The 22,403-nt window shown below is 60.8% G+C and carries 23 protein-coding genes; 12 read left to right on the top strand and 11 right to left on the bottom strand.

The window, feature by feature from the left end; genetic code table 11:
- On the top strand, positions 1 to 360 hold a 360-nt coding region (locus tag FHS94_RS18150; RefSeq protein WP_184060552.1), incomplete at its 5' end, for a type II toxin-antitoxin system YhaV family toxin.
- A gap of 84 nt (positions 361 to 444) precedes the next feature.
- On the opposite strand, the gene FHS94_RS18145 is transcribed toward FHS94_RS18150, so the two are convergent.
- Positions 445 to 1,458 (bottom strand): SDR family oxidoreductase, encoded by a 1,014-nt coding sequence (locus tag FHS94_RS18145; RefSeq protein ID WP_184060550.1) that lies wholly within the window; start codon positions 1,456 to 1,458, stop codon positions 445 to 447.
- Between the two features lie 310 nt (positions 1,459 to 1,768).
- Here FHS94_RS18145 and FHS94_RS18140 point away from each other — a divergent pair, with 310 nt between their 5' ends.
- Positions 1,769 to 2,416: a methyltransferase domain-containing protein gene (locus FHS94_RS18140; RefSeq protein WP_246348915.1), complete on the top strand. Its 648-nt coding sequence runs from the start codon at positions 1,769 to 1,771 to the stop codon at positions 2,414 to 2,416.
- Positions 2,417 to 2,687: 271 nt separating this feature from the next.
- Positions 2,688 to 3,470, top strand: coding sequence for an SDR family NAD(P)-dependent oxidoreductase (locus tag FHS94_RS18135; RefSeq protein ID WP_184060548.1), 783 nt, complete (start codon positions 2,688 to 2,690; stop codon positions 3,468 to 3,470).
- A gap of 126 nt (positions 3,471 to 3,596) precedes the next feature.
- Here the strand turns inward: FHS94_RS18135 and FHS94_RS18130 are convergent, their stop codons facing one another.
- Positions 3,597 to 4,532 carry an FAD-dependent oxidoreductase gene (locus tag FHS94_RS18130; RefSeq protein ID WP_184060546.1) on the bottom strand — a complete coding sequence of 312 codons (936 nt, stop codon included), beginning with the start codon at positions 4,530 to 4,532 and terminating at the stop codon, positions 3,597 to 3,599.
- Positions 4,533 to 4,866: 334 nt separating this feature from the next.
- Between FHS94_RS18130 and FHS94_RS18125 the strand changes: the two genes are divergently transcribed.
- Positions 4,867 to 5,034 (top strand): hypothetical protein, encoded by a 168-nt coding sequence (locus tag FHS94_RS18125; RefSeq protein ID WP_184060544.1) that lies wholly within the window; start codon positions 4,867 to 4,869, stop codon positions 5,032 to 5,034.
- Between the two features lie 40 nt (positions 5,035 to 5,074).
- On the opposite strand, the gene FHS94_RS19240 is transcribed toward FHS94_RS18125, so the two are convergent.
- Both FHS94_RS19240 and FHS94_RS18120 read right to left on the bottom strand, forming a co-directional pair.
- Positions 5,075 to 5,470 (bottom strand): hypothetical protein, encoded by a 396-nt coding sequence (locus FHS94_RS19240; RefSeq protein ID WP_221234877.1) that lies wholly within the window; start codon positions 5,468 to 5,470, stop codon positions 5,075 to 5,077.
- A gap of 300 nt (positions 5,471 to 5,770) precedes the next feature.
- Entirely contained in the window at positions 5,771 to 6,094 is a 324-nt protein-coding gene (locus tag FHS94_RS18120; RefSeq protein WP_281396936.1) for an HU family DNA-binding protein, read from the bottom strand.
- Positions 6,095 to 6,678: 584 nt separating this feature from the next.
- On the opposite strand from FHS94_RS18120, the gene FHS94_RS18115 reads away from it, so the two are divergent.
- The 5 genes from FHS94_RS18115 (at position 6,679) to FHS94_RS18095 (ending at position 10,204) form a co-directional block, all read left to right on the top strand.
- Positions 6,679 to 7,593: a manganese catalase family protein gene (locus FHS94_RS18115; RefSeq protein ID WP_221234876.1), complete on the top strand. Its 915-nt coding sequence runs from the start codon at positions 6,679 to 6,681 to the stop codon at positions 7,591 to 7,593.
- A gap of 125 nt (positions 7,594 to 7,718) precedes the next feature.
- Positions 7,719 to 8,645: an L-lactate dehydrogenase gene (locus tag FHS94_RS18110; RefSeq protein ID WP_184060538.1), complete on the top strand. Its 927-nt coding sequence runs from the start codon at positions 7,719 to 7,721 to the stop codon at positions 8,643 to 8,645.
- Between the two features lie 431 nt (positions 8,646 to 9,076).
- Complete coding sequence (locus FHS94_RS18105; protein ID WP_184060536.1) at positions 9,077 to 9,367, top strand: hypothetical protein; 291 nt, start codon at positions 9,077 to 9,079, stop codon at positions 9,365 to 9,367.
- A gap of 83 nt (positions 9,368 to 9,450) precedes the next feature.
- Positions 9,451 to 9,594, top strand: coding sequence for a hypothetical protein (locus FHS94_RS18100; RefSeq protein WP_184060534.1), 144 nt, complete (start codon positions 9,451 to 9,453; stop codon positions 9,592 to 9,594).
- A gap of 133 nt (positions 9,595 to 9,727) precedes the next feature.
- Positions 9,728 to 10,204 carry a DUF892 family protein gene (locus tag FHS94_RS18095; RefSeq protein WP_184060532.1) on the top strand — a complete coding sequence of 159 codons (477 nt, stop codon included), beginning with the start codon at positions 9,728 to 9,730 and terminating at the stop codon, positions 10,202 to 10,204.
- Between the two features lie 62 nt (positions 10,205 to 10,266).
- Here the strand turns inward: FHS94_RS18095 and FHS94_RS18090 are convergent, their stop codons facing one another.
- The 7 genes from FHS94_RS18090 to FHS94_RS18060 form a co-directional block, all read right to left on the bottom strand.
- The gene (locus FHS94_RS18090) at positions 10,267 to 11,238 is read right to left on the bottom strand and encodes an SDR family oxidoreductase (protein WP_184060530.1); all 972 of its coding nucleotides are present in this window, start codon (positions 11,236 to 11,238) and stop codon (positions 10,267 to 10,269) included.
- A 189-nt stretch (positions 11,239 to 11,427) separates the two neighbouring features.
- Positions 11,428 to 11,625 carry a hypothetical protein gene (locus FHS94_RS18085; RefSeq protein ID WP_221234880.1) on the bottom strand — a complete coding sequence of 66 codons (198 nt, stop codon included), beginning with the start codon at positions 11,623 to 11,625 and terminating at the stop codon, positions 11,428 to 11,430.
- A 696-nt stretch (positions 11,626 to 12,321) separates the two neighbouring features.
- Positions 12,322 to 13,794 carry an AMP-binding protein gene (locus tag FHS94_RS18080; RefSeq protein ID WP_184060528.1) on the bottom strand — a complete coding sequence of 491 codons (1,473 nt, stop codon included), beginning with the start codon at positions 13,792 to 13,794 and terminating at the stop codon, positions 12,322 to 12,324.
- Positions 13,787 to 14,347, bottom strand: a complete 561-nt coding sequence (locus FHS94_RS19735) for an acyltransferase (RefSeq protein WP_184060526.1) — start codon at positions 14,345 to 14,347, stop codon at positions 13,787 to 13,789. The genes FHS94_RS18080 and FHS94_RS19735 overlap by 8 nt, the downstream gene beginning before the upstream one ends.
- The gene (locus FHS94_RS18070; RefSeq protein WP_184060524.1) at positions 14,344 to 14,604 is read right to left on the bottom strand and encodes a phosphopantetheine-binding protein; all 261 of its coding nucleotides are present in this window, start codon (positions 14,602 to 14,604) and stop codon (positions 14,344 to 14,346) included. Before FHS94_RS18070 ends, FHS94_RS19735 begins: the two co-directional genes overlap by 4 nt.
- Before the next feature lie 203 nt (positions 14,605 to 14,807).
- A complete protein-coding gene (locus tag FHS94_RS18065) occupies positions 14,808 to 15,809 on the bottom strand; it encodes a flippase-like domain-containing protein (RefSeq protein WP_184060522.1) in 1,002 nt (333 codons plus the stop codon).
- A gap of 761 nt (positions 15,810 to 16,570) precedes the next feature.
- Entirely contained in the window at positions 16,571 to 17,716 is a 1,146-nt protein-coding gene (locus FHS94_RS18060) for an oligosaccharide flippase family protein (protein ID WP_221234875.1), read from the bottom strand.
- A gap of 322 nt (positions 17,717 to 18,038) precedes the next feature.
- Between FHS94_RS18060 and FHS94_RS18055 the strand changes: the two genes are divergently transcribed.
- The 3 genes from FHS94_RS18055 (at position 18,039) to FHS94_RS18045 (ending at position 22,401) form a co-directional block, all read left to right on the top strand.
- Entirely contained in the window at positions 18,039 to 19,727 is a 1,689-nt protein-coding gene (locus FHS94_RS18055; RefSeq protein WP_221234874.1) for a hypothetical protein, read from the top strand.
- A 626-nt stretch (positions 19,728 to 20,353) separates the two neighbouring features.
- Complete coding sequence (locus FHS94_RS18050; protein WP_184060516.1) at positions 20,354 to 21,178, top strand: hypothetical protein; 825 nt, start codon at positions 20,354 to 20,356, stop codon at positions 21,176 to 21,178.
- Complete coding sequence (locus tag FHS94_RS18045) at positions 21,175 to 22,401, top strand: glycosyltransferase (protein ID WP_184060514.1); 1,227 nt, start codon at positions 21,175 to 21,177, stop codon at positions 22,399 to 22,401. The genes FHS94_RS18050 and FHS94_RS18045 overlap by 4 nt, the downstream gene beginning before the upstream one ends.
- The last annotated feature ends 2 nt before the right edge of the window (positions 22,402 to 22,403 follow it).

The raw sequence follows: 22,403 nt of genomic DNA, 5'->3' as shown, positions 1-22,403 counted from the left end.
CTGCTCGCCCATCATGGCCGCTGCTCCGATCCGTTTCGGCGGGAACCCGTCAGAAGCGTGATCGCCTCACCCGGTCTTTTTCAACAGCCCCGACCGGTTCGTGGACTTGTCGGTTATCCGCGAGCAGCGTTCGGCAACGGGCGCTTCCGCCTGTTCTTCCGATATGACAGCCGCGCCATGGTCATCATCTTCGCTTGGGTAAATGACGAGACCACCCTGCGAACCTACGGCTCCAAGTCCGACGCTTACGCAGTGTTCAAGGGTATGCTCGACAAAGGCAATCCCCCTGATGACTGGGCAGCGCTGCTTCAGTCTACATGCGCCGACGAAGCGCAGCAAAGTAGTCTCGGAAAGCTCTAGAGTTTGATCAAGACTCAGCATCTCCATGATCTGACTTAGAACAAGTTACTTGAGCGCCAAACTGACCTGGGCGGATCCGAAGCCTTACCTACGTTGCGCGGTGGCCCGTGCGACTAGCGCCAGGGCGGAAATGCCGATGGCACCAAGCGTGACCACGGATGTGGGCAGCTTTTGTAATTGCAGCGCCATGCTGGATCGGCGGGCACGGACGTGTTGGCTGCCGCGCATTGCATCAGTGCGCGGCTCGTAAAGGTTGTCCCGCCGCGTAGGGTCACCTGCATCCCCGGGCTTCTGCTGCACAGTCTTACCCACCATCTCCATGGCCAGATCGGCCAAGCGCGGAGCGGCTTGGGAAAAGGCTGACGACAATAGCCCGCCGCCACCCGCGTAAAGTGTGCGCTTTGGATGCATGCAGGCGAATAGCACGGCGTCAGCAACGACCTCGGGCACATAGAGTGGCGGCGGAAGGCGCGGGGGCGTGTCCATGAAGTTGCGCGCGTGCTCGGGAAAAGGCGTGTCGATCGCGCCTGGCTTAACCAGCGTGACCGAGATGCCGGCGCGCTCACGCTCGAGCTCCATGCGTAGCGTGTCGGTGAGGGCCTGCACTGCGTGCTTGGTCGCGCAATAAGGACCCTGCTGAACGATTGCGCGATCGCCAAGAATGGAGCCAACGTTGATGATTGCCCCTCCGCGACCGCGTAGATGCCTGGCGGCCACCAACGAGCCGTGCAGCGTGCCGAAATAGTTCACGTTGAACACGCGCCGGTGGTCCTCGAGCCGCACCTGCTCGAGCGTGCCGTACGTGCCCGTCCCCGCGTTGTTGACCCAGCTGTCGAACCCGCCGAACGCCTTGATCGCCACGGCTGCGATCCGCTCGACAGCAACCATATCACTTACATCGGCAACGCAGGTCGCAACCCGAGAACCGTCGGCGCTTAGCCGCGCCTGCAATGCATCCAGAGCTTCCGCGTTTCGGGCAACGGCGACCACAGCCGCACCGGCTTTTGCCGCCTGCTCTGCGATGGCAAGCCCGTTGCCACTGGTGGCGCCCGTGACGACGATCACCTGCTCGGAGAGCGGCTTTAGCTTCATTGGCATGGATGTTCCTCGGCCGGCTCGGCGCGCGGCGACATTCATGGTCAACCGTCGAACAAGACAATGGCTCCGCAGCTGAGTTCGCCAAGTCGAGCCGGGCGACTGCCACCACCTCTCGCGAAGCATTAACGGTCCTCGTCGCATCGACCTCGCAGGACGGCGCCTATCAGTGCTTACGCGTCAAAGCCTCTAACGTGAGTGCAGCGGACCCGCGGAGGAACGGCAATGCCAAACCCTTCTTGCGCATGTCAGCTTTGTACTGTTGCGGTTGTGCTAAGTGAAACTAGGCAAGAGGGCTACCACGCGAGCCAACTTGCCGCGAGCTGATCGGGAGGCAACACTGAACGAAGACACAGCCCTGCCCCAGGCCGCCTTCGACAAAGAGGATCGCGGCGACGACCTGGCCTTCTACGCACCGGCGCGGCTGGTCACGCACATTGACGGATCAGCAATAGCTGCGCTGACGAACTTCTATCGCGACATGATTCCAGATCACGCTCGAGTGCTCGATCTGATGTCCAGCTGGGTCAGCCATCTCCCCGAAGAGCGTACCTACGCAAAGGTTTTCGGGCACGGCATGAACGCTGACGAGCTCGCCGCCAATCCGAGGCTCGATCGCTGGTTCGTTCAGGATCTCAACACCGATCCAGCGCTCCCGCTCGACACGGAAGCGTTCGACGCGGTCCTCTGCTGTGTTGGGGTACAATATCTCCAACGACCCTACGACGTGTTCGCCGAAGTGCGACGCGTGCTAGCGCCGGGCGCAACGTTCATAGCAAGCTATTCGAACCGTTGCTTCCCGACCAAGGCTGTCGCTGTGTGGCGGTCGCTGGACATGAGCGGACAGGCCTCGCTGATCGGCCACTATCTGGCCAGCGCGGGCTTTAACCGGGTGGAGGCCAGAGTGCTCGCCGATGGCGCGCACGGCGATCCCCTCATCGCTGTCGTGGGTCGCACCTGACGCTTAGGCCACCTCTGCCTTGGCCTTCGCTCAATCTTCTGCTGTCAAACCGGACCTGTTCAAGCCAACGGTAGCGTTGATCCTAATGCGGCTGGCTCCGAACTTGGGCACGCAGCCCCCGATATCAAATCGCGATCATTGCGAGCAATGAAGGATTGCGGCAGTGGCACCGCGTTTTTGGTCCGGGTTGTTCAAAATGGTCCACGGCGAACAGCACTGCTAATGGCCTGAACTGACCGGCGCAGCTTCCGGTTGGGCGGAAGGGCCGATCATGACCACTGCACTAGTTACCGGCGCTTCAGCCGGCCTCGGAGAAGGTTTTGCTCGGGCCTTAGCGAAAGAGGGGCACGATCTGATCCTCACGGCACGCCGCGTCGACCGACTAGAGGCGCTCGCCGCCGACCTGCGCCGCACACATGACGTGACCGTCCATATCTTCGCAACCGATCTGGCCGAGCCTGGGGCACCCGCCGCACTAATCGCGCGCGCAACCGAGGCGGGACTTACGATCGATACGCTCATCAACAACGCTGGCTTCGGCCTGCAAGGCGCGGTCGCCGATCTCGATGCCGAGGGGCAGGGGCGCATCATCGATGTCAACTGTCGCGCGCTGGTAATCCTCGCGCACGCCGTTCTGCCGGATATGATTGCACGCCGGAAAGGCGGCATACTCAATGTTGCCTCCACCGCTGCCTTCCAGCCAGGGCCGATGTTCGCGGTCTACTCGGCCAGCAAGGCGTTCGTTCTGAGCTTTTCCGAGGCGTTGCATGAAGAGGTGAAGGTGCACGGCGTCTGCGTCGCGGCGCTTTGCCCGGGTCCGACGCGCACGGAGTTTGCCCAAGTTGCTGGGATGCGCCAATCAGTGATTTTTGAGCGCTTTGCAGGTAGCGCCGACGCTGTAATCCACGACGGGCTTGCAGCCCTGAAGGCGAACCAAGCCGTAAAGATATCCGGCATGAGGAATTTCCTGCTGGCCGAGTCCACCCGCTTCGCCCCGCGGGGCGTTATCCGGCGCTTCGCGCACCAGCTGCAGAAGGGACGAACCCAGGCCTGATCTGTACAGCTGCCGCGCTCGCTTTGACCTGCCTTGAAGCTGCGCCGTTTCCTGCAGGCGAGAACAAGCTCGGCACCCCTTGCTCGACGGAGCCTGGACCGGTCCCCGTCAGCCCAGCTGATCGGCCTATGTTGTAGTGATTGCGTGCGCCAATCGCATGCCGGACAGCCACGCCGCCTCAACGCGTCCGCCCAACAGCCAATCACCGCATATGCCGAGCCGGCGTGAACGGTCCCACAAGGCGTCCTTCCCTAGACGTCCCGATTTCGCGTAGCGCCAACGGTGAACGCTGCATGCAATCGGTGCAGGCAAATTCTGCCCCATCGATGTCGCGAAGTCTCGAAGGACATCACGCTCGACCGCCTCGGGCTCATCCTCGATGTGGTCTGCCGACCAGGATCCGCTCGCCTGCAACACCCATGCCTCGCCAGCGGCGCGGCCGGGCTTAGCAGAATTGCGAACGGCGGAAGCGATGATCCCCAAATTGGTCATGCGATCGGGTACAATGGGCAGGCGTGACTGATAGATCGCCATGACTGTCCAGCACGGCTCGGAACGCGTCGCGTTTGCCTGCTCAGCCCAATCTGGCCGATGCTCCCCGACAAGTGACGCCACCTGCTCAGCCGGCACTGCAATGATCGCCACTTCGCATGGTACGGCATTGATGCCCTCGCCATGCATAGTCCAACCGTCGGCGGTTCTTGCGAGCCTGTCGGCCCGGTGTCCCCAGCGCACGTCGAGCCGAGATACCAAGTCGCGGACGGGGGCATCCATCGCAGGAGTACCGACCCAGGCATCGTCGCCTGCCTCAGCCCAAGGCGCTACGTGGCCACTCCCTGCCCATAATTTGACCTGCGCCGCGAATGCCTGATCACGCGCGGTCAAATACTGTGCGCCGTGATCAAACCCGATTTCACCTAGGCTCGTGGCCAGCCGACGGGTTGACATGCGTCCACCCGGGCCGCGACCCTTATCGAACAAAACGACATCCTGACCCGCTTCGGCCAGTGCGGTCGCACAGGACACGCCCGCCATGCCGGCACCTACAACTCCGATGCGCACTGATTTTCCTTCTGGCGGGAGATGCCATGTTCTCCGCCCCATAGTTACAAACCAGTGGCGAGCGGCGACAATTAAGCTGGGGCCGGCCGAACACCAGCTACATTGGGTTCTGCGTTCGACGCATCGGTTATCGACGCCGCAGAATTTGCGGTCGTACGGGCACGATGTCCGCGAAGCACGCGCTGTACTGGTGAGCGCGACACCCGGAAGAGGCTGGCGAGCTGCGACGGAGATCCTTGTCCTGACCCAGCCTTCGCGGTGATCTCCGCACGCTGGGGGCCGGTAAGGCTAGGCTTACTCACCATCGGTAGGTGGAGATGCTGCCGGCAACGCCATGAGCAGCGCTTTCGACAAGCTGTTCATGTTTGCGGCATTGGGGTTCGTCGGCCTGCTCTCGATCCTGTTCCTGCTGATCCGCAAGCACGGGTTTCGCGTCGCCCTGATCGTTGTTCTCGGCCTGAACAGCTTCCTGCTTCTTACGATCCTCTCACTACAGTTCTGACGCTGCGCAAAGGCGGTGAGCCTTTGCTTTCGGAGACCGGTTAAGGATGTGACGTTGTAGTGCCCTTGGCGGCAAGCCGATCGAACAAAGGCCCAGCGATGAGGCGAATATCCGTCGTCGGGATCGGGCGTATGCCCGCCTTGGTGAGCAGCCACGTGGTACTGCTCCCCTCCGCTATCAGAACACCGGGGATGACCTCGTGCTCCAGATGGTAGGTCCAGACCTCCCCTCGTTGAACGTTCGCGATGCGATCTTCTGCTGCCCATCTGCCCGCGATCGACCCGCCCCAGATCACAAACAGGAGCGCAAATGCGATCCCGCCAGCTTGACCCATCATGACAGCCGTTTGATCGGCGAGAGAACCGCTACTGCCTCGTCGGCGCTCGACCCACCAGACCAACGCCCACATGCATAGCCCCGACACGAGCAGAAACACGCTGGCCGCGACCCACGCGAAGAAAGTGGTTCCGATCGCGCCTGCCCCATCGACGGCGATGGCGATGCTGGAGCTGTCGAGGCTCGCTGGATCGATGCTGAAACGCTTCAGATAAGCCTGACGATATGTCCAGCCTGCGTAATTCAGGACCGCAATAACGACGCGATGATCAGCGCGGAGTCCACAACGCGGAACGGGAAGCGTGAGCCGGCACGGGCGGGCTGATCTGTGCTTTCAACCTGGCTCATCGCGTGTTCCCGCCGTCGGTGCGCCGGCGACCGACATCGCCGGCGCACTGGGTTAGAGCTTGTTCTTCAGGCCCTTAGCAGCCGTGAAAGACACACCTTTCGACGCCGCAATCGTGATTGCCTCGCCGGTGCCGGGATTACGACCCTGGCGCTCGGGGCGGTCCATGACGGCGAACTTGCCGACCCCTGAGATGGAAACTTTTTCACCCTTCGAGGCTGCATCCACAATCTGGTCGAATACTGCTGCGATCGCCTTCTTGGCCTCTGCTTCACTCATGCCGGTCGCAGCCGCGACACCCTTCGCAAACTCACTCGCGTTCATGCAATTCTGCTTCCTCTTGCCAGGATAGGTTACCCGAGCCGGACGACCGGGCAAACCTGAGCTTTAGAGCGCTATTCGTTCTCAATTTGTTCTGTCCTACAGGCAGGGCTTTTGTTTAAGCGAGCCTAAGAGGAGTCGCTTATGATCATCATGGACGCGCCTTTGGTTCTCGCCCTAGCCGCCCTGCTCACCAGTGCCTCGGCTGTGATCTGGTCTATTCGCCGTAAGCCGTGATAGGCAGGGCCGCCGCATTCCCTGGGCCGACCATTGATGCTAGACAACGAGCACGCGTAGATGCCCCGCGAGCAACCCGCACAGGTCGGTAGTCGTCCGGCAACGTCGCCTAGGGTACCAGATCGATGTCAAGCCGCGGCTTTACGTGACCACAGAGCCAGTCCGGCCGTAACTACGGCGGAGACAGATGCGGACGCCAAAACGGCGTTGCTGAACGTCTCGACCATGTAGTTCAACTCCTGCCTTGAAGCATTGCTAACGGTCGAGACCAAGGATGGGTGCATCACCTTCAAGGGCGAGGTGGTGCACGGACGCCATGAAACGTTCGGTTCGTACACTCCGGCTGGTACCCATTGTTGACGCGAGCCGTTGAACTGTCTCCTATTCGGAGAAGTCCCATGTTCATGCGCGTCGACAAGCTGCAGGCCGACCTGCCCATGCCAAAGACCCAGGACCCGAACGCTGGTGCGGCTCTGCGAGAGCTACTCGGCGGCAAATACGGTGAGATGTCGACGCTGGGCAACTACATGTTTCAGAGCTTCAACTTCCGCTCCAAATCCAAGCTGCGCCCGTTCTACAGCCTGGTTGCGTCGATCACCGCTGAAGAGCTCGGCCATGTCGAGCTCGTCTCGGCCGGCGTCAACATGCTAAACAATGGCCCGGACGGCGACGACACCGGCGATGGCGGCGACATCTCCATGACTCCCTTCGAGAGCATGGCAGAGATCCGCGACGCCGCAAGCTTCCTGTCCAATGGTGGCGGCGTGATGCCGGCGAACTCGAATGGGCAGTCCTGGAACATGGACTTTATCACCACGACCGGCAACGTGGTAACCGACCTGCTGCATAACTTCCACCTGGAATGCGGCGCACGACTGCACAAGCTGCGGGTCTACGAGACCGTGTCAGATCCGACGGGCCGCGAGGTCTGCGGTTATCTCCTCGTCCGCGGCTCGGTCCACGCGCACGCCTATGCGCTGGCGCTGGAGAAGATCACGGGCGTCGACATCAAGAAGATGCTGCCTACGCCCAACATTGATCTGAGCCGCATCCCCGAATGCCAGAAGTACCTGGACGAGGGCTCGCACCGGCGCCTCTACACCTGGAGCCCAGACGACTATAAGGAGATCTCCGGGATCTGGAGCAACGACGAGGTCGCATTGCCGGGCGACCCGCCAGGTGAGCTCGAGGTCGTCGACGGCATCCCCGACGGTGGCAAGATCGCGCAGCTTGCCGGCGTGCCCTGCGCCTTCACCCCCGATTATGCGCCTGAAGAGATGTTCGAGATCGCGAACAAGCTCTACCAGAAGTCCCGCTGACGATTGCACCCCCGCTGGGCATGAGCCCAGCGGGGGTGCTTCTGCGATGGAAGGCAGCGGCCGACGTACGGAGCGCAGCATTTTAGTCGCTAGCGCTTCCCGCTCGGGATCCAGGAAGGCCGGCCATGTCTACATCGTCCCGTATTGCAATTGTCGGAGTCGGCAACGTCGGTGCCACTGCCGCCTATTCACTCATGCTGCGTGGGTTGTTCGCCGAGATCGTGCTGATCGACCACGCTCCAGAGCGGGCGGCAGCCGAAGCCACTGACATTGCGGATGCCAACGCTATCTCTCAACCAGTGCGGATCTGGGCGGGCGACTATGCCGACGTCCGTGACGCCAGTATTCTCGTCATCACTGCCGGTGCGGCAACCAAGGATGGCGAGCCTCGTACCGCGATTGCGGGCAAGAGCGCCGTCATCGTACGTGACTGCGTTCGTCAAGCGATGGACGCCGGCTTCAACGGCATCCTGGTCGTGGCATCCAACCCGGCTGATGCCATGACCCAAGTGGCGCAGGCAACGTCGGGCCTGTCGCCTGAACGCGTGATCGGGACGGGCACGCTGCTGGACAGTAACCGGTTCAGGAAGCGCATCGCGGATCAACTCGCAATCGCGCCGGGTGCGGTCGAAGCGTTGGTCCTAGGCGAGCACGGCGACAGCGAGGTTATGGCCTACTCGACCGTTCGTATTGGCGGCATGGACCTCGATGGCTACCTTGGCGAGCAGGGCTTCGATCGCGCCGCGATCGCGCACGATGTCATGCGCGCGGGCTACACAATCAGCGACGGCAAGGGATACACTTCCTTCGGCGTGGCTACGGCGATCACCCGTATTTGTGAGGCGATCCACCGAGATGAGCGAGTGATCCTGCCGGTCGCCACCATGCTGCGGGGCCAGTACGGGATCGACGGCATCTATCTTAGCCTTCCGTGCCTGATCGGCGCGGGCGGCGTTCTGCGCGTCCTGACGCCGGCGCTAACTACCGACGAACAATCTGCTCTACTCGCGTCAGCAGACGTCCTGCGACAGACTATAGAAGCAGTCTACTAAAGCTCGTGGTTCCGGCGACGGCGTGTTGAAGCGCCACTGCAATTGAGAGCTTGTCTTCCAGATGTGAAGTGGTCGGAGGGCAGTCGGGGTCGATGAGCCTGCGACCAGAGTTCATGTGCAGCACAGACGCAGCAATCTGATGCGTACGAGATCTGCTCGGGTATAGTGCCGCCCGGATCTGGCCGACTCCGGGGGGCAGGAATGACCGACGCTATCAAGGCATTCGCACTTGCGCTGCTTCTCACGCTTTCGGAAGTCCTCAAGTCCGCCCTTTCTACATCGTTCCCTAACTGGGCAGCTGGATTTCAGTAGGGGCGGCAGCACTGGTGCTGGTTTTGTATGTCCTTGCCGATCGCTTCGCCCATGTGGCGCGTGGCTCCCGTTGGCTTCGCAGGCGGCTTGATGAACCCGCCAAGTTCGAAGGGTACTGGATGTCACGCGTGATCGACGCCGCAGCACCCTTCAGTATATCCAAGATCTACTATAGCACCGAGCACCATTGCTGGATCCATCATGGCTTCGGCTATGGCCGCGACGCCAAACGCGTCCGTGAGTGGAAGGTGCGCAGCATCCACTTCGACCCAAGGGAAAAGGAATGGTTCTTCAATGGTAACTGGTGGGATCATGGTTCCGTCGGGGAAAACATGGAGACCGGCCGCCAACACGGCGCCAGGGATCAGATTCATTCCTCGTTGTGCCCCGCGAAGCCCGCAACAGCCTGACCAGCTACTTCTTTGACGAGGCTAGAAGCGCCGGCTTAAAGCCGTTGAACGGGCAGGATGCCCACCGAAGCGGGAGAGCGCACATGACCCGCCTTTCGGCCGATACGCATTACCGCATCGTTGGACGCAAGGTAGAAACCATAGAGGATATCTCCGCCTCCATGGCGAACGAGATCATCACCCGCAATAGCGAAATCCTAAACGAGTGGCACAACCCTCGCGCATGATGAAGTACTCTAAGTTAGCCAGCTGCCTTAAAGGTCAGAACGCTTGCGGAACTGTGGGAACGTCCGACCCTGCCTACCGCTTAGTGTTCCCGACGACTGGCCTGCAAGGTTGGCGTCCCTCAGGAGAACCAACATGGCCGACGACAATCTGAAAGAGCTCGTCTCGCAAGGGCTAAGCGCCATGAAGGCGGGCAGCGACGTTGCCGCTCGCGCTACGGACGAGATCAGCAATGACGCGAAGCACCCTGACCTGAAGGCAGCGCTCGAGCAGGGCAATCGCACGTCGCAGAAATGGGCCGACCAGATCGACCGGGCGATGGAGCAGACCGGCCCTGGGCAGCAAGGCGACAACAAGATCCTCGAAGCGCACTATGAGGTGAGCCGGCTCATCCGTCAGCAGGCGCCTGATGAGACATCACGTGATCTCGGTATCATCGCTGCGGGACAGCTCGCGCTGCACTACTGGATCGCCTCGTTCGGAACGATGGCCAGCTACCTAAAGTCGCTGGGCCTAGACGATGCCGCGAGCGCAATGAAGCAATCGTCCGATGAGGCGAAACAAGCCGATCAGCAGCATACCGAGCTGGCGGCCAAGCTGCTCGCCGCCTGACCAATCCGGAGGAGCGCCCTGCTTGGCGCTCCTCCGCAAGTTACAGCAGCCCGCTAGTCCCGCTACTTTCTACGGCGCCACAGATACGCGCCAAGTACCGCAAGGCCGGCCACTCCGCCGACGGCCACCGCGGCCTTACGGCGCCGTTCCGGGTGACGGCGTCCTCCGTCAATGCCGCTCGGCGTTGTAGCGGGCTCATAGAGAGAGCCAGTGTTGTCATCGCCGGGCTCGGCTTTATCTGACCACACGTCCATAAACCCGTTCATCACCGCCGCACCGAGGTTTGGCGCCAGAAACTGGCTAAGCTTGAGCACGATCGCGGGTGCGCCAATTGCGACCGTGTTCCGCGGGTGACGTGCCAGCCGCACCACTGCCTTCGCCACCGTTTCCGGTGCCAGCGACCCTGGCGGCAGTGACAGCTTCGCGCCGGAGTAGTTCGCCGCATGATCGACCCCGGGCGTATCAACAAAGGTCGGGTAAACGTCGCAGACGTGGATGCGGGGATGCTTCGACAGTTCGCCTCGCAGTGCCTCGCTAAAGCCGCGCAACCCGAACTTGCTAGCGGCGTAAGCGGCTGCATAGGGAGTAGCGACGAACCCACCAACCGAGATCATGTTCACAAAGGTGCCGTGATCCTGCGCGAGGAAGATGGGCAGCACAGCGTGGGCGTCGTTCATATGACCGACGAGATTGCTCGCGATCACCTGGGCGTGATCGGCAATTGGCACGTCCTCATACTTGCCGACTACTCCCACGCCAACGTTGCTGAACCAAAGGTCGATCCCGCCGAGCAGATCGCGCGCTTCTGCCGCTAGCCGCGCCACAGCTGGCGCATCTGTTGCGTCAACCGTCCGCACATGCGCTTTGCCACCAACCGCACGGCAGCGTGCCGCAACATCGTCGAGGCCCGCTTGGCCCCGGGCAGAGATGACCAGCGTCGCGCCACGTTTGGCAAACGCTACCGCTGTTGCAGCACCAATCCCGCTTGAGGCACCCGTGATGACGACCCGGAGCGGCTTGCTGTTCTTAGTCATGATGGATTTCCGATCTGTGATGGTAGGACGATCGCTCGGGCGCGACGTTCCGTGGTCACAGGGCGGCATCTAGGTCGTTCGCATCTCGTGCGCCCAAGCGCTCGCCGAACTAACAACTGTATAGCGGAAAGTTGACTCAAGCGCGTCGCGTCTGGCCCTTCCCTGAATCGCTACGGTCCCTCGGCCAGGCTACCAGCCCTTATCCAACCGATTGCCCTGCGAGCGCTCCCAGCCCTGGTAGTTGAGGTCGGTGCGGGTGTTACGGCGCCCCTGCTCTTCGGGTGTGTCGCCGCTCCAGATCCGGGGTGACTTGGACGAGGATCCCCTGAACAGGCCGAAGAACAGGACAACCAGCACAACACCGGCGATGATCTCGGTCCAGGACACGGCAGCTCTCCTGTATGGCCTGCTATCAACGGCTGAGACGCTGGGTTCGTCCAATTGCCTGGCGTCACCAGGGAGGAGCCGATGCCATGCGTGACAAGATCTATGGGCTCCTCGGTCACCCATCAGATCAGCTCGGCGCGTGCCCGAAAAGCCCGCCGCACCTGTGACTGGCGTGTTACGCCCGAGCCAGGGCCAAGGCTCGCTCAAATGGAACGCTCCGCTGCGGGGGGACGCAGCGGAGCGCTCCGAACCCGGCAGCAGCGGGGGAAGGGGTCGCCGCGCCGGTCACAACTAAACTCGTGACCTTTGAAGTCTGTTCCTAGTCTGCAGCCTTAACGCCCCGCCAACCCGTGGATGAGCAGGGCGTTGCGAGCTTTCACCGCCCCTCCCCCCGAAGAGGCAGGACGCTGCAAGCCCAAGTAGAACATCACTGTCTCCCGCCCGTTCCCTTCATCATGGCACCGACTAGGATCAGGACGGTGCTGTCAAAGCAACTGCACCGGGCACCTTTGACGCGAGTTTCTGCCCCGTTTGCCGGCCGATCGGCAGGCAAACGCCAGTGTTCCCAGAACCGAGCCGAGCAAGTCCGCAGCACTGACAGCACGAACGGCGTGCCCGGACCTAGCTAAAGGAGCCGTAAATTCCGGCTTCCGGATCCTCGGTGCTTTACGTTTGACAGCACCAGTCAGGTCAATCTTAATTGCTCGTCGCTTGCTCAGATGAGAGCAGCAGCCGAAGCTCTGCGCGTTTTAGCTTACCGGTTTCGGTTTTCGGTAACGTGCGCACGACAAGTATGCGAGTTGGTCGTTCGTGACCCTCTAGCCGCGCTTTAAGGTGTCGTCGAAGGGAAGGCAGATCTAGGTTTACGCCTTCACTTTCTACGATGAACAGAACCGGTACCTGCCCGACCAGATCACCCGGATCGGAGATGCCGACGCAACCTGCATCAGCAACGCCTTCACAGGCTATAGCTGCTTCCTCGACGGCCGCCGGATCAACCTTCTTGCCACCAACATTGATTTGGTCATCCAATCGACCAACCAAAGTGAGAAAGCCTTGTTCGTCCAGCCGCCCAACGTCGCTAGTCCGCAACCACCCGTCTTGTGAAAGGGCCCTCGCGGTAGCGGCGGGGTTGCGCCAGTAGCCGGACATAACGGCGGGGGAATGAATATGGATGACCCCTTCGCCTGATGCCGCGATCGGCGAGTCGTCTTGATCCATGATCCGCAGCTGGACGCCCGGGCTTGCCCGACCCACGCTGGTGAGCCGATCTGATTCGCCATGAAGGTCAAGAAAACAGCTCCTCGATGCTTCTGTCAGGCCGTAGTGCATGATGATCCGCGTGGCCGGCAGGAGCTCCGCCAGGAGGCGCTTGCGATCGGCCGACATATGGGAGCTGCCGAGTTCAATGTAGCGGAGTCGTTCGCTTGCAGCAGCTAGCTCCTGTTCCCCCCAGCGCTGGAGGATAGCGATCCCAGCTGGAACGCAGGACATTCCTGTCACGGCAGGATCCGCAAGCGCCGTAACTGCTTCCCCGGGCGGAGACATGCTCACGGCCGAAAGGCGTCCGCCGGCCATAAGCACACCCCGAATGCGGCCCAGCCCAAATGAGTGGGAAAGTGGAACCGTCACGATTTCATAGTCGTCAGCGCCGTTCCCGATGAATCGATTGGTCGCCGAAGTTGACGCGTAGATGGCTGCATGGCTAAGCATGACGCCTTTGGGGCGCCCTGTAGTACCGCTAGTATAAAGGATATCTGCGGTCTGATCGGGCGAGGGAAGCTTTGGGTCCAGGTTCTCAAGTCCTGTCGCTCTGTCAAAAAGCAGAGGATAGGTATCTCTCGCGATCACGAACGCAGCTTCAGTATCATCCGCAATGTACGCTGCTGCGGCAGACCCGGTCCCGCCTAGAGGAACGGAGATCGTTCCATTGAGATGAGCTGCAAGATAGGATGCTACAAACTGCGAGGGTGATATCGTGGAATCGATGAGAACGCGGTCGCCGGGCCGGACTCCTCTCGTTGCCAAGGCATGTTGCCCGCGGCAAACAAGCCGCCACATCTCTTGATAATTGATCCAGCGCGCACCGTCAGCGATGAACGGTCGAGAGCCCCCGGTATGGGCGCGGTGCTGAAGAACACCTACGACGGTTTGCTGACCATCACTCACGGTAGAACACGACCTTGGCCGGGACGCCAAAAACGGTGGCATAGGGGGGTACCTTGCCGGACACTACGCTCCCTGCCCCGATGACGGCTCCATCGCCGATATTGCAGCCGTCGAGCAATATAGCACCTGAGCCAATTAGCACATCGTTCCCGATCCTGATCCCCTTGTCGGAAAATCCCTGACTCGAAATGATCTGATCTTTACGGCGGTACTCTCTCGTGGTGGCAATCGCGACTACGCTAGAGCCGAAGCGCACATCATCACCGATGACAACGTCAGCAACGCCAGCAATTATGTGATTGAAGCTACCGACGGCACAATCTCTGCCGATCAGGACACGACCTCCGCTCGCCTGGATGATCGCGGCGGCTTTGACAACGGTTCTCTCACCGAATCTGATGTTGGAGCCGAATTGAACCCGTGCAGAGGGATGCACCTTGGCCTTGTCGCGCAAATAGAAAAAGGCAGTCGCCAGAAATGACGGGATCAGATGACGTTGGAGCGACCGACGCCAGCTAGGCAGCGTCTCCTCTTTGTCAGCATTACTTATCAAGACTTCTCGCTTCCGATCAGAAGCTGATCGAGGAAAGCCTTCATGGAAGATAAGCTGTCAAAGTGGGTCGGGGTTAGATCCTTGGCCTTAATACGAACCTTAAACCGCGCTTGCAGCTCCTCTACAACGTCGATCAACTTAAGAGAATCGAGCAGTCCTCCTTCGAGGAGCGATTCGTTATCGGCTACTTCGTCGAGGTCTTCTACCCCGGCCTCGTTAAGCGCTTGGCGGATCTCGGCGACTTCAACGCTGCCCATACAACCCCCCTAGCCCTGCCTATCAGACGGATAAACAGGCTGACCTACGCACAACCTGCATACACGCACTCGATTGGCGCACACAGGTCGATCAAGTCTCACCCTTCTAAACGAAGCAGCAACATTTCAGCAAGGTCCGGGACGGCATAGCGTCAGAGCCGTCGAGCGCGCGCCGCCGAACAGGCCCTTCATTGCCACCGATTTCAGGCCCGTGTCGCTTTGGCGGCCGGAGGAGCAACGGGGTCGGCCGGGTCGGGAATGAACCACGCCAGCGACCCGACCGCACCAACCAAGTAGCGCATTACGCTAGTTAGCACACCCAACGCGACCCCTTGCTCAGCGGGCAGGCCGAACGTGGCGAACAACACTGCATAGGTGCCTTCGCGAAGACCAACCCCACTTATGGTTATCGGGAGAATCTCCATCATGTACACAGCAGGAACAATTAGGAACAGTTGTCCGACCGTCGCTGACAGATGAAGGCCAGCGCCCCAGATGCAAACAATCAAGATTATGTTGAACTGGAACACAAGTGCAACGGCGAAAGCCAGCCAAAGACTTTGGGTAGGCTGAAGTGCTGCAACCAAATCGTGGACGAAAGCAAAGACTCTTCCAGTCCTGCCGGCGATCAGGCGATTGATCGTTGGGCCTAGCAAGACGAAGGACCCGTAGCCGAGCGCGAGTACTGCGAAAATTGATGAGCCCAAAGCCCATGGATGAGCTGGTTCAAAATAAAGGCTGAGCCCGGCGGCACCTAGCATTATGAGCGCGACGACGCCGGTGATCCTGTCGACCAGCACTGACGAAAGCGAGCGACTTACCCCGCCAGTGTAGGCACTGACTGAAACCGACCTATAGGCATCCCCGCCGACGAATCCCGGTGTAAACAAATTAACGAAGTTCGCCAGGAAGTAGCTTTTCAGGAGTTTTCTATAGGGTACCGCAAATCCTTGTCCGCTCAGAAGTATACGCCATTTCGCAGCGCTTAATGCGGTTTGCACGAAGATGAGGCAGCCCCCAAGAAAAATTAGCCAAACACTAGCGGTCGCTAAAAGCGACAGACTGCGCGTGAAATCGATGCGCGACATCACAAGCAGGATAAGCAGGACAGAGACGGCGACTTTGATCGCCAGCTTGATGGGCCTTTGCAGGCCGTTCCTGTTCTCGCCTTTTAGCAGGTCGTATTCCTGACGCTGTCGGTGCACCTCACCTTAGGGCACCCGTTGCCCGCAAACCAGTCTCGTCCGCGCCCATGATGGCAAGGGCGAGCTTTCGATCCCTGCCTGGATCCGTCCGACTTCCATGTTGCCCATCGAAAGTGGGTGAGATCTCTCGCATGAGCGTTGGCGTATATTGCGACAGTTGCCGTCGAGGTAACGGCTCTCGCGCCGTCAGCAGCGCGCTCCGTCATTCTGCGATTCAGCCGCACATTCGAAGCGACGTAGGCCATGCTAGTATCGATTAAAAACGCGGCATGGGAGTTTGCCACGATCTTGGATGTGAGCAGGCCTCCGATTGGGTGAACGACGAGTAGCTTAGGAAGCCGCGCGGCTGGATCTGTAGTCGCGCCACGTCTCTACGTCGGCGTAGTGATGGCGCCGTTGCCGCCATGGTTCGGCAGCATCCCGTCCGGATGTCCGCCAACGCTTCGCCCAAGGAAAGAGCCTGCCCACTGTGATAGGAGGTCCAACTCTAATGGCTTGGCGCTTGCTTGCCGCTATCCGAAGAGAAGCCCTGATCACCGTAGCCTCCGCCAGCAATGGGATTAGCAGTGCGGTTCGCGTCATCCGTGGTCGACAGGGTTTGTAATCACCTGAGACTCCCGGCCATAGTGCGATGGGCGTGTCCCATCATGCACGTGGACCGCAGCGTCGGGGCAGAGAGCGCTCTGTTGGCACCGCTGCCGAACCCGGCGGGCGGTAGACTATGACCAGGGCTGCCCGGCCAAGGCTGGTTATCCACTTCATCAGCAGACGTGAGTGTTCGGCCGCCCTTGATACACGCTGCGTCTGAGGCTCTGCCGTGCCAGCCGGAACGCTGGCATCACCGCCAGCAAATTGCCGACGCTTACACCTAGGAGAATGCCGACAAGGCCGTATCGTCCTCCGATGGCGGCGCCGGCAATTGATGCGATCAGCCCGGCGATGTTGAGGAGATTGAGATGGCTCAGCTGCTTCGCGGTCCCGCAGCCCGTCAGCACGGCACGGATGATGGCGAATACCACTTTGACGCTGCCATTGATGCAAGCTGCGACGACTAGCGGCACGGTAATGTCGTATAATCCGCGTGTTAATAAGCGCACTAGCCACGGTGCTGCGACGATGATGCCCGCCGACATAATGGTCAAAAACGGAATCACGATGCGAAGTTCAGTGCGGACCAGCGCCCATCGCTCACGGTGGTTTGTCGCGGCCTTGAGCCGCGGCGTCAGAGCAAAGCCTGCCCCCGCAGTTACCAGCCGAAAGGGAAAGATTGCGACGGAGGCGAGCACGCTGAAGGTCGCCAGCGCGCGCAAGTCTAAGACGATCGGGGTCACCAAACGCTCGAGCTGGATCGAGATAGTAGACACTGCCGCAATACCGAGGAGCGAAACTGCCTCGCGCCAATCTATTGCAACCCTGTGTTTTTCAGGCACGCGATGCCGGGTGAGCAGAAGGTGGCAACCCATCGCCGCGCTCGCCAGATTAACAATGGCGAGCAGCCAGAGCACGGTGCTCGAATGCCGGACCGGAACCAGTAGTGCGCCGGCCCCGACCAGCAGGATGGACCAGCTTAGGACGGTGGCGTAGGCGATAGACCGAAAAGGTTGCTGCGCCGCCCGAAGCACCGCAGCGACTTGCATCACTATCGACCCGGCGATGATAGCAACCGCGAGCGCCGTTGCTTCATCTAGACGCAAGCCACCTGCCGTCAGCGACCCAGCGGCAACCGCCAGCGCAGCCATCGTCGCCGTGCCCAGCAGAAAGAGTAGCAGCCGCGGACCGGGATCGATCGGGTGGCGCAGGACCGCTTGGTCAATCCCGACCGGCGCAATCAGTGTCGTGATGTTGAATAGCGCCAACGCGAGCGCCAAGCGCCCGAACTCCTCGATGGACAGAACGCGCGCGAGCATAAGATTGCCAAGCGCAAAAGCGGCGCCAGATGCTGCGAACATGCCAGTGGCCGCGATCGTCGGCTGCCGCCAAGCCTGCGCAGCCAAAGAGAACGCTTGCCGCCCCGCGCCAACCGAAGCCGCTCGCACCGTTGACTTACCAGTCGAGAACGCGTGTCCGCTCGTTTTGACCGGCGCGTCTTCAACTTTTCTTGAGCCCACCGATCTACCCCGTTCGCGGACCGTCCGCTTCCGCGCGCGGTCGTGTGACCGGTCGTTGCCTCCGCCTACCAAGCCTTATCCGCACGCGCCAGATAGTAACATGCTGGACAGGTCTGGACCGATGTGGCAGCTTTTCAGCATTCTGAAAGGGCCGGCAAGAATGAACACGTCATTGAATCGGCGGTCATCAATGCTGGTGTTGTGCCTGGTTGCATTGGCCGCGATCGTGCTGTTGCGTTGGGTCGCTCTAGATAGCGATGTGCCGACGTCAATTCCCGACCGGAGCGCGGCAACCTGGGCCGACGAGGGGTATAAAACCCTGGCAGCGCGAAATCTCCTGATGTTTGGCAACGAGCACTGGAATTCCGCCGACCGCTACTCTGGATGGATGAAACAAAGCCCAGTCACTCAGCTTTCATTTCTCACGGCGTTCAAGATCGGAGGGCAGGGGATCGCTCAGGCGCGGTGGGTCGCTGCAGTCTGCTTCGGTCTATTCCTGGCCGGCTTCATGGCGCTGCTTTGGAAGGTATACGGACCGCAACTCACACTTCTTGGCGCTATGGCACTGTCCGCCAACTATAATCTGTTCATTTACTCGCGGTTGGCGCTGTTCGAGATATTCATCATTGTCGTTCTTTATGTTCCGCTCTTTGCATTGCGCCGGTGGCAAGCTCCCCCTGGTCTGGCGGCGTTAGTTGCACTAGGTTTCGCGGCGCTCGCAGCAACGTTCAGCATCAAGGCGTCGGCGCTGCTTTATTTCGGGCCAGGACTGCTAGGCATTGGCGTTGCGTGGGTCGCCGGCCGGCAGGTCGCTGTCTCAGGCAAGGCAGCACTGGGCTTAGCCTTAGGGCTCGTCATCGCGCTGGCGCTTGCGTCGGTCACTCGTCACATCTGGCAATCGCGGCTGGACGTCTCGGCGGTCGGGACCGTGATTAGCGCCCTCGACAATCCATTGATTGTGGGTGGCAACGTTGCATTATCGCTAGCGATGCTTTGTGCTGGCGACCTTCTGGTCTTTCGCCGGCGAGCGCTGCTGAACAGTTCCTATAGTGCCGCGCTGGTCGGAATGGTTCTGCTCGGGCCATTGATCGTCGGTATGTTCAGCTACCATCCGCTGCGTTACTGGATTCCGCTACTGCCGGTCGCGATCCTGCTGCCGGTCGAGTGGTTGGCGATCGTCCGCTCGCCCGCCCGGCCCGGGTATGGAGAGAGAACGCCAGTAGCGCTCGCCACGACCGCTATTGGCGGTGTTGCAATACTGATCGGCGTCTATTGGCTGATCGCCTCGGCTGTGAGGGGCTGGGCCCTGCCCGGCTTGGCCCTGTCAATTGACCGCAAGTTTCTCCTGTTGACTGCCTTGGCATTGGCGGCGGCCGCTTGGTCCCGTCGACATGCGTTGATGGACGGCAGAGTGCTAGGCGGGCTCGCGACATTCCTGATGGTTTTAAGCGTACCGCTGGGGCTCGCGTCCGTCGCCGATCTGGTCTTACGGCCCATTCGGGAGCGTAACCTGGTTGCGCAGGCGATGGCGTCGGAACTTCCACACGGCGCCTCGGCGGCCGGCGATTGGGCGCCCGAGCTGGCACTCGGCACCGCCGTGCCGGCGTTGTATCTTGGCGGATCGGGTAATGAGGTTGAACGCGTTCCAGTACTGAAGCCTGACGCCTTCATCCACTCGGGAACGAGCTTCGACGACGCGACGCTGGCTGCGTTGAAGGGGCGCCGGGACGTGGGGCTGAGCTTGCCCGTCGACCTCGGTCATTACGCGGGTCGTTCCATTCGGTTATATCGTCTGAATTATCCGCGGTAAGGCGCGAAGTGCAATTTTGTCAGTGTGCCGACAGCCAAGAAACAGCCTTGGCGATTGCGAACTTAATGGTGATAAAATCGACTGCATCGAGATCGACGATGACCCCGCAGCAGGATCATCCGGGGCGGCCAAGCCGTTTCGCGACGCAGCCACGACGTTCTTACTCGGGCCTGTATGATACACGTCGACTAGGGAGTTCGGCCCGAGATGCAGAGCTGGACGTTTCTGGCCTGTAACAGCTTTGGATCCTCAGCGATGTGGTCGCGGGCGTCGTCAGTAGATATCGCTTAAAAGGTGGTCGAGCAGAGTTGGGATCGCGGTTTGATTTCAGCCTACCCAGCGGCGACGAGTTCAGATGTTTGCAGCTGAAGATGCAGAGGGGACCGTTGTCGATGCCTTCACCCGCCCGATCACCCGGCAATTCGTTCTTTTACCCACGTAATCGGCGTCGTGCTATGCGCCTCGGCGACAAAGCCCTTCAGCACCCGCTGTAAAACCCCAGCCTTTCTAGATTCAAGTTAGGGCTGCCCGGCGGAAACTTTTTGTCGAAATCCAGAATGGAATCGACATGTTCGATGGCAATCGATAGACACTTTTTCGGTGTCCGCGCCTCAATTGAGACTGGTATGACATTGGCTGATATTATGGCCGGCCAAACAGTTGAGGCTACGTCTCCATCTGGGACAAGCGGCCGGCGGCGCGTAGCCGTTGACGCCCATGTTCATCTACGCGGCGACGTGACGATGAATTTGAGGGTGGCGGCTGACAATTTCGCCACGGCGGGAAGCGACGTGGGTGCGGTTCTTTTGACGGACAGTGAGGCCGTCGACACCTTCGAAACACTCTACAGCGCAGGTCTCCCGCATGGGATCTGCGAAACGGGAGAGGCGATCTCGTTGATGTCGCAGCTGGGCATCAGGCCTGTGCTGCTGGTCGCTGGCTGTCAGGTAGTCACCGCCGAGCGCGTGGAGGTGTTGTTGATCGGAACACGACGCAAGCTTGCGGACGGTTTGCCGCTCGAAGCGGTTCTTCGGGATGCTGAAGAGCGCGACGTGTTGGCGATCTTACCCTGGGGCCTGGGTAAGTGGGTCGGGACTCGAGGCAAGCTTGTTGTAAAGGCACTCGAACGGCATCGAGGTGTGATGGTCGGTGACATTCCCGCCCGTCCGCGGGCGTTCAGGTCGGCGTTGCTGTCCCATCCGCGCAGGCTTGGCCGGCGCGTACTGAGTGGCACCGATCCGCTGCCCCTTCCGAAGGAAAGCAATCGTATCGGGACTTTCGGGCAGATAGTGTCGGTAAAACTAAACCCCATCGCCCCGGCCGCTTCGTTAATCGCCGCGCTCCGATCGCCAGAAACGGCCCTTGAAACCTATGGTCGGCGCCAATCGCTGGTCGAGATGGCGGGCCTTCAATGGGCACTGCGACGCGAAAACAAGCGCCTGGCCGCATGAAGGTCCTGTTCCTCGCGCCCCAGCCCTTCTTCGTCGAGCGGGGTACCCCCATTGCTGTGCGCTTCGCGGTCGAGACGCTATGCCAAGCGGGGCACGAGGTCGACTTGGTTGTTCTCCACGGCGGCGAGGACATTGCCATGCCGGGACTGACGCTACACCGCGTTAAGCGCCCGCCTTTCGTGGGCGAGGTGCCGATCGGTCTATCGCCCGCCAAGATTCTGTGCGACCTCTTCCTAGTGGCCACCGCCTTCCGGCTGCTTTCGCGCAAGCGGTTTGATGTAATCCATGCTGTGGAGGAGTCGGTGTTCCCGGCCCTGGCCGCGCGGGCTTTTCGGCGGTTCAAACTTGTTTACGACATGGATTCGTTGATGGGCGACCAGGTCGTCGAGAAGTGGCCTCGCTTAGCACCGCTGCGACGGTTGTTCGCCGCGATCGAGCGGTGGCCGATGCGGCGGGCCGATCTAGTAATGCCGGTGTGTGCCGCGATCGCCGACCGGGTCCGCGCATTGGCGCCGGGTCAGACCATTCAGTTGTTGCCCGACGTGGCCACGCCCGTTGCGGCCGCTTCCCCCAATGCTGGGCCGGTGCTGGACCTGCGCACAGTGGTAGGCAGCGCGACCACATCTATCGCGCTGTATGTGGGCAACCTTGAGTCCTACCAGGGCACGGACCTGCTGATCGACGCCTTCGCGCAACTGCCGCCCGGCTGTGACTGTCACTTGATCATTGTCGGCGGTCGACCCGACCATGTCGAGGCGGCTCGGGCCCGGGCGCGAGCCGTACGTGCGGGCGAACGCGTAAGTTTGATTGGGCCGGCCCCGCTCGCGCACTTGCCAGCGCTGTTGCGGCAGGCAGATATTCTATGCTCGCCGCGGCTGAAGGGCGTGAACACACCGATGAAAATCTACGCCTATATGCAGGCTGGGCGCGGAATTGTCGCGACTGACATTCTGTCGCACACGCAGGTGCTGGATCAATCACGTGCCTTGCTGGTGCCGCCAGGTGCGGCAGCGTTCGCCGGGGCGGTCGCGGCGCTCGCCGCCGACCGGGCCTTGCGCGAGCGGCTGGGTGTGGCGGCTGCACGCTACGCCGAGGAGGAATATGGGGCCGACGCGTTCCAACGTCGGTTGCTCGCCGGTTACGCAACGCTGCTCGACGAGCATTCGGCCCTTCCGCGTTTGTCGATGGTCACGGCTAGCGCCCGAGCTGATCAACTGGGGTGAAG

The sequence above is a fragment of the Sphingomonas aerophila genome, from assembly GCF_014199305.1.
GTDB classification, from domain to species: Bacteria; Pseudomonadota; Alphaproteobacteria; order Sphingomonadales; family Sphingomonadaceae; genus Sphingomonas; species Sphingomonas aerophila.
This window is presented reverse-complemented; position numbering and strand designations above follow the sequence as displayed.

What these genes read in the sequence shown, in the direction of transcription:
- FHS94_RS18145 (WP_184060550.1), bottom strand. Translation starts at nt 1,458, where the DNA reads ATGCCAATGAAGCTAAAGCCGCTCTCCGAGCAGGTGATCGTCGTCACG.
- FHS94_RS18135 (WP_184060548.1), top strand. Translation starts at nt 2,688, where the DNA reads ATGACCACTGCACTAGTTACCGGCGCTTCAGCCGGCCTCGGAGAAGGT.
- FHS94_RS18125 (WP_184060544.1), top strand. Translation starts at nt 4,867, where the DNA reads ATGAGCAGCGCTTTCGACAAGCTGTTCATGTTTGCGGCATTGGGGTTC.
- FHS94_RS18115 (WP_221234876.1), top strand. Translation starts at nt 6,679, where the DNA reads ATGCGCGTCGACAAGCTGCAGGCCGACCTGCCCATGCCAAAGACCCAG.
- FHS94_RS18110 (WP_184060538.1), top strand. Translation starts at nt 7,719, where the DNA reads ATGTCTACATCGTCCCGTATTGCAATTGTCGGAGTCGGCAACGTCGGT.
- FHS94_RS18105 (WP_184060536.1), top strand. Translation starts at nt 9,077, where the DNA reads ATGTCACGCGTGATCGACGCCGCAGCACCCTTCAGTATATCCAAGATC.
- FHS94_RS18100 (WP_184060534.1), top strand. Translation starts at nt 9,451, where the DNA reads ATGACCCGCCTTTCGGCCGATACGCATTACCGCATCGTTGGACGCAAG.
- FHS94_RS18095 (WP_184060532.1), top strand. Translation starts at nt 9,728, where the DNA reads ATGGCCGACGACAATCTGAAAGAGCTCGTCTCGCAAGGGCTAAGCGCC.
- FHS94_RS18090 (WP_184060530.1), bottom strand. Translation starts at nt 11,238, where the DNA reads ATGACTAAGAACAGCAAGCCGCTCCGGGTCGTCATCACGGGTGCCTCA.
- FHS94_RS18070 (WP_184060524.1), bottom strand. Translation starts at nt 14,604, where the DNA reads ATGGGCAGCGTTGAAGTCGCCGAGATCCGCCAAGCGCTTAACGAGGCC.
- FHS94_RS18060 (WP_221234875.1), bottom strand. Translation starts at nt 17,716, where the DNA reads ATGCTCGCGCGCGTTCTGTCCATCGAGGAGTTCGGGCGCTTGGCGCTC.
- FHS94_RS18055 (WP_221234874.1), top strand. Translation starts at nt 18,039, where the DNA reads ATGTGGCAGCTTTTCAGCATTCTGAAAGGGCCGGCAAGAATGAACACG.
- FHS94_RS18050 (WP_184060516.1), top strand. Translation starts at nt 20,354, where the DNA reads ATGACATTGGCTGATATTATGGCCGGCCAAACAGTTGAGGCTACGTCT.
- FHS94_RS18045 (WP_184060514.1), top strand. Translation starts at nt 21,175, where the DNA reads ATGAAGGTCCTGTTCCTCGCGCCCCAGCCCTTCTTCGTCGAGCGGGGT.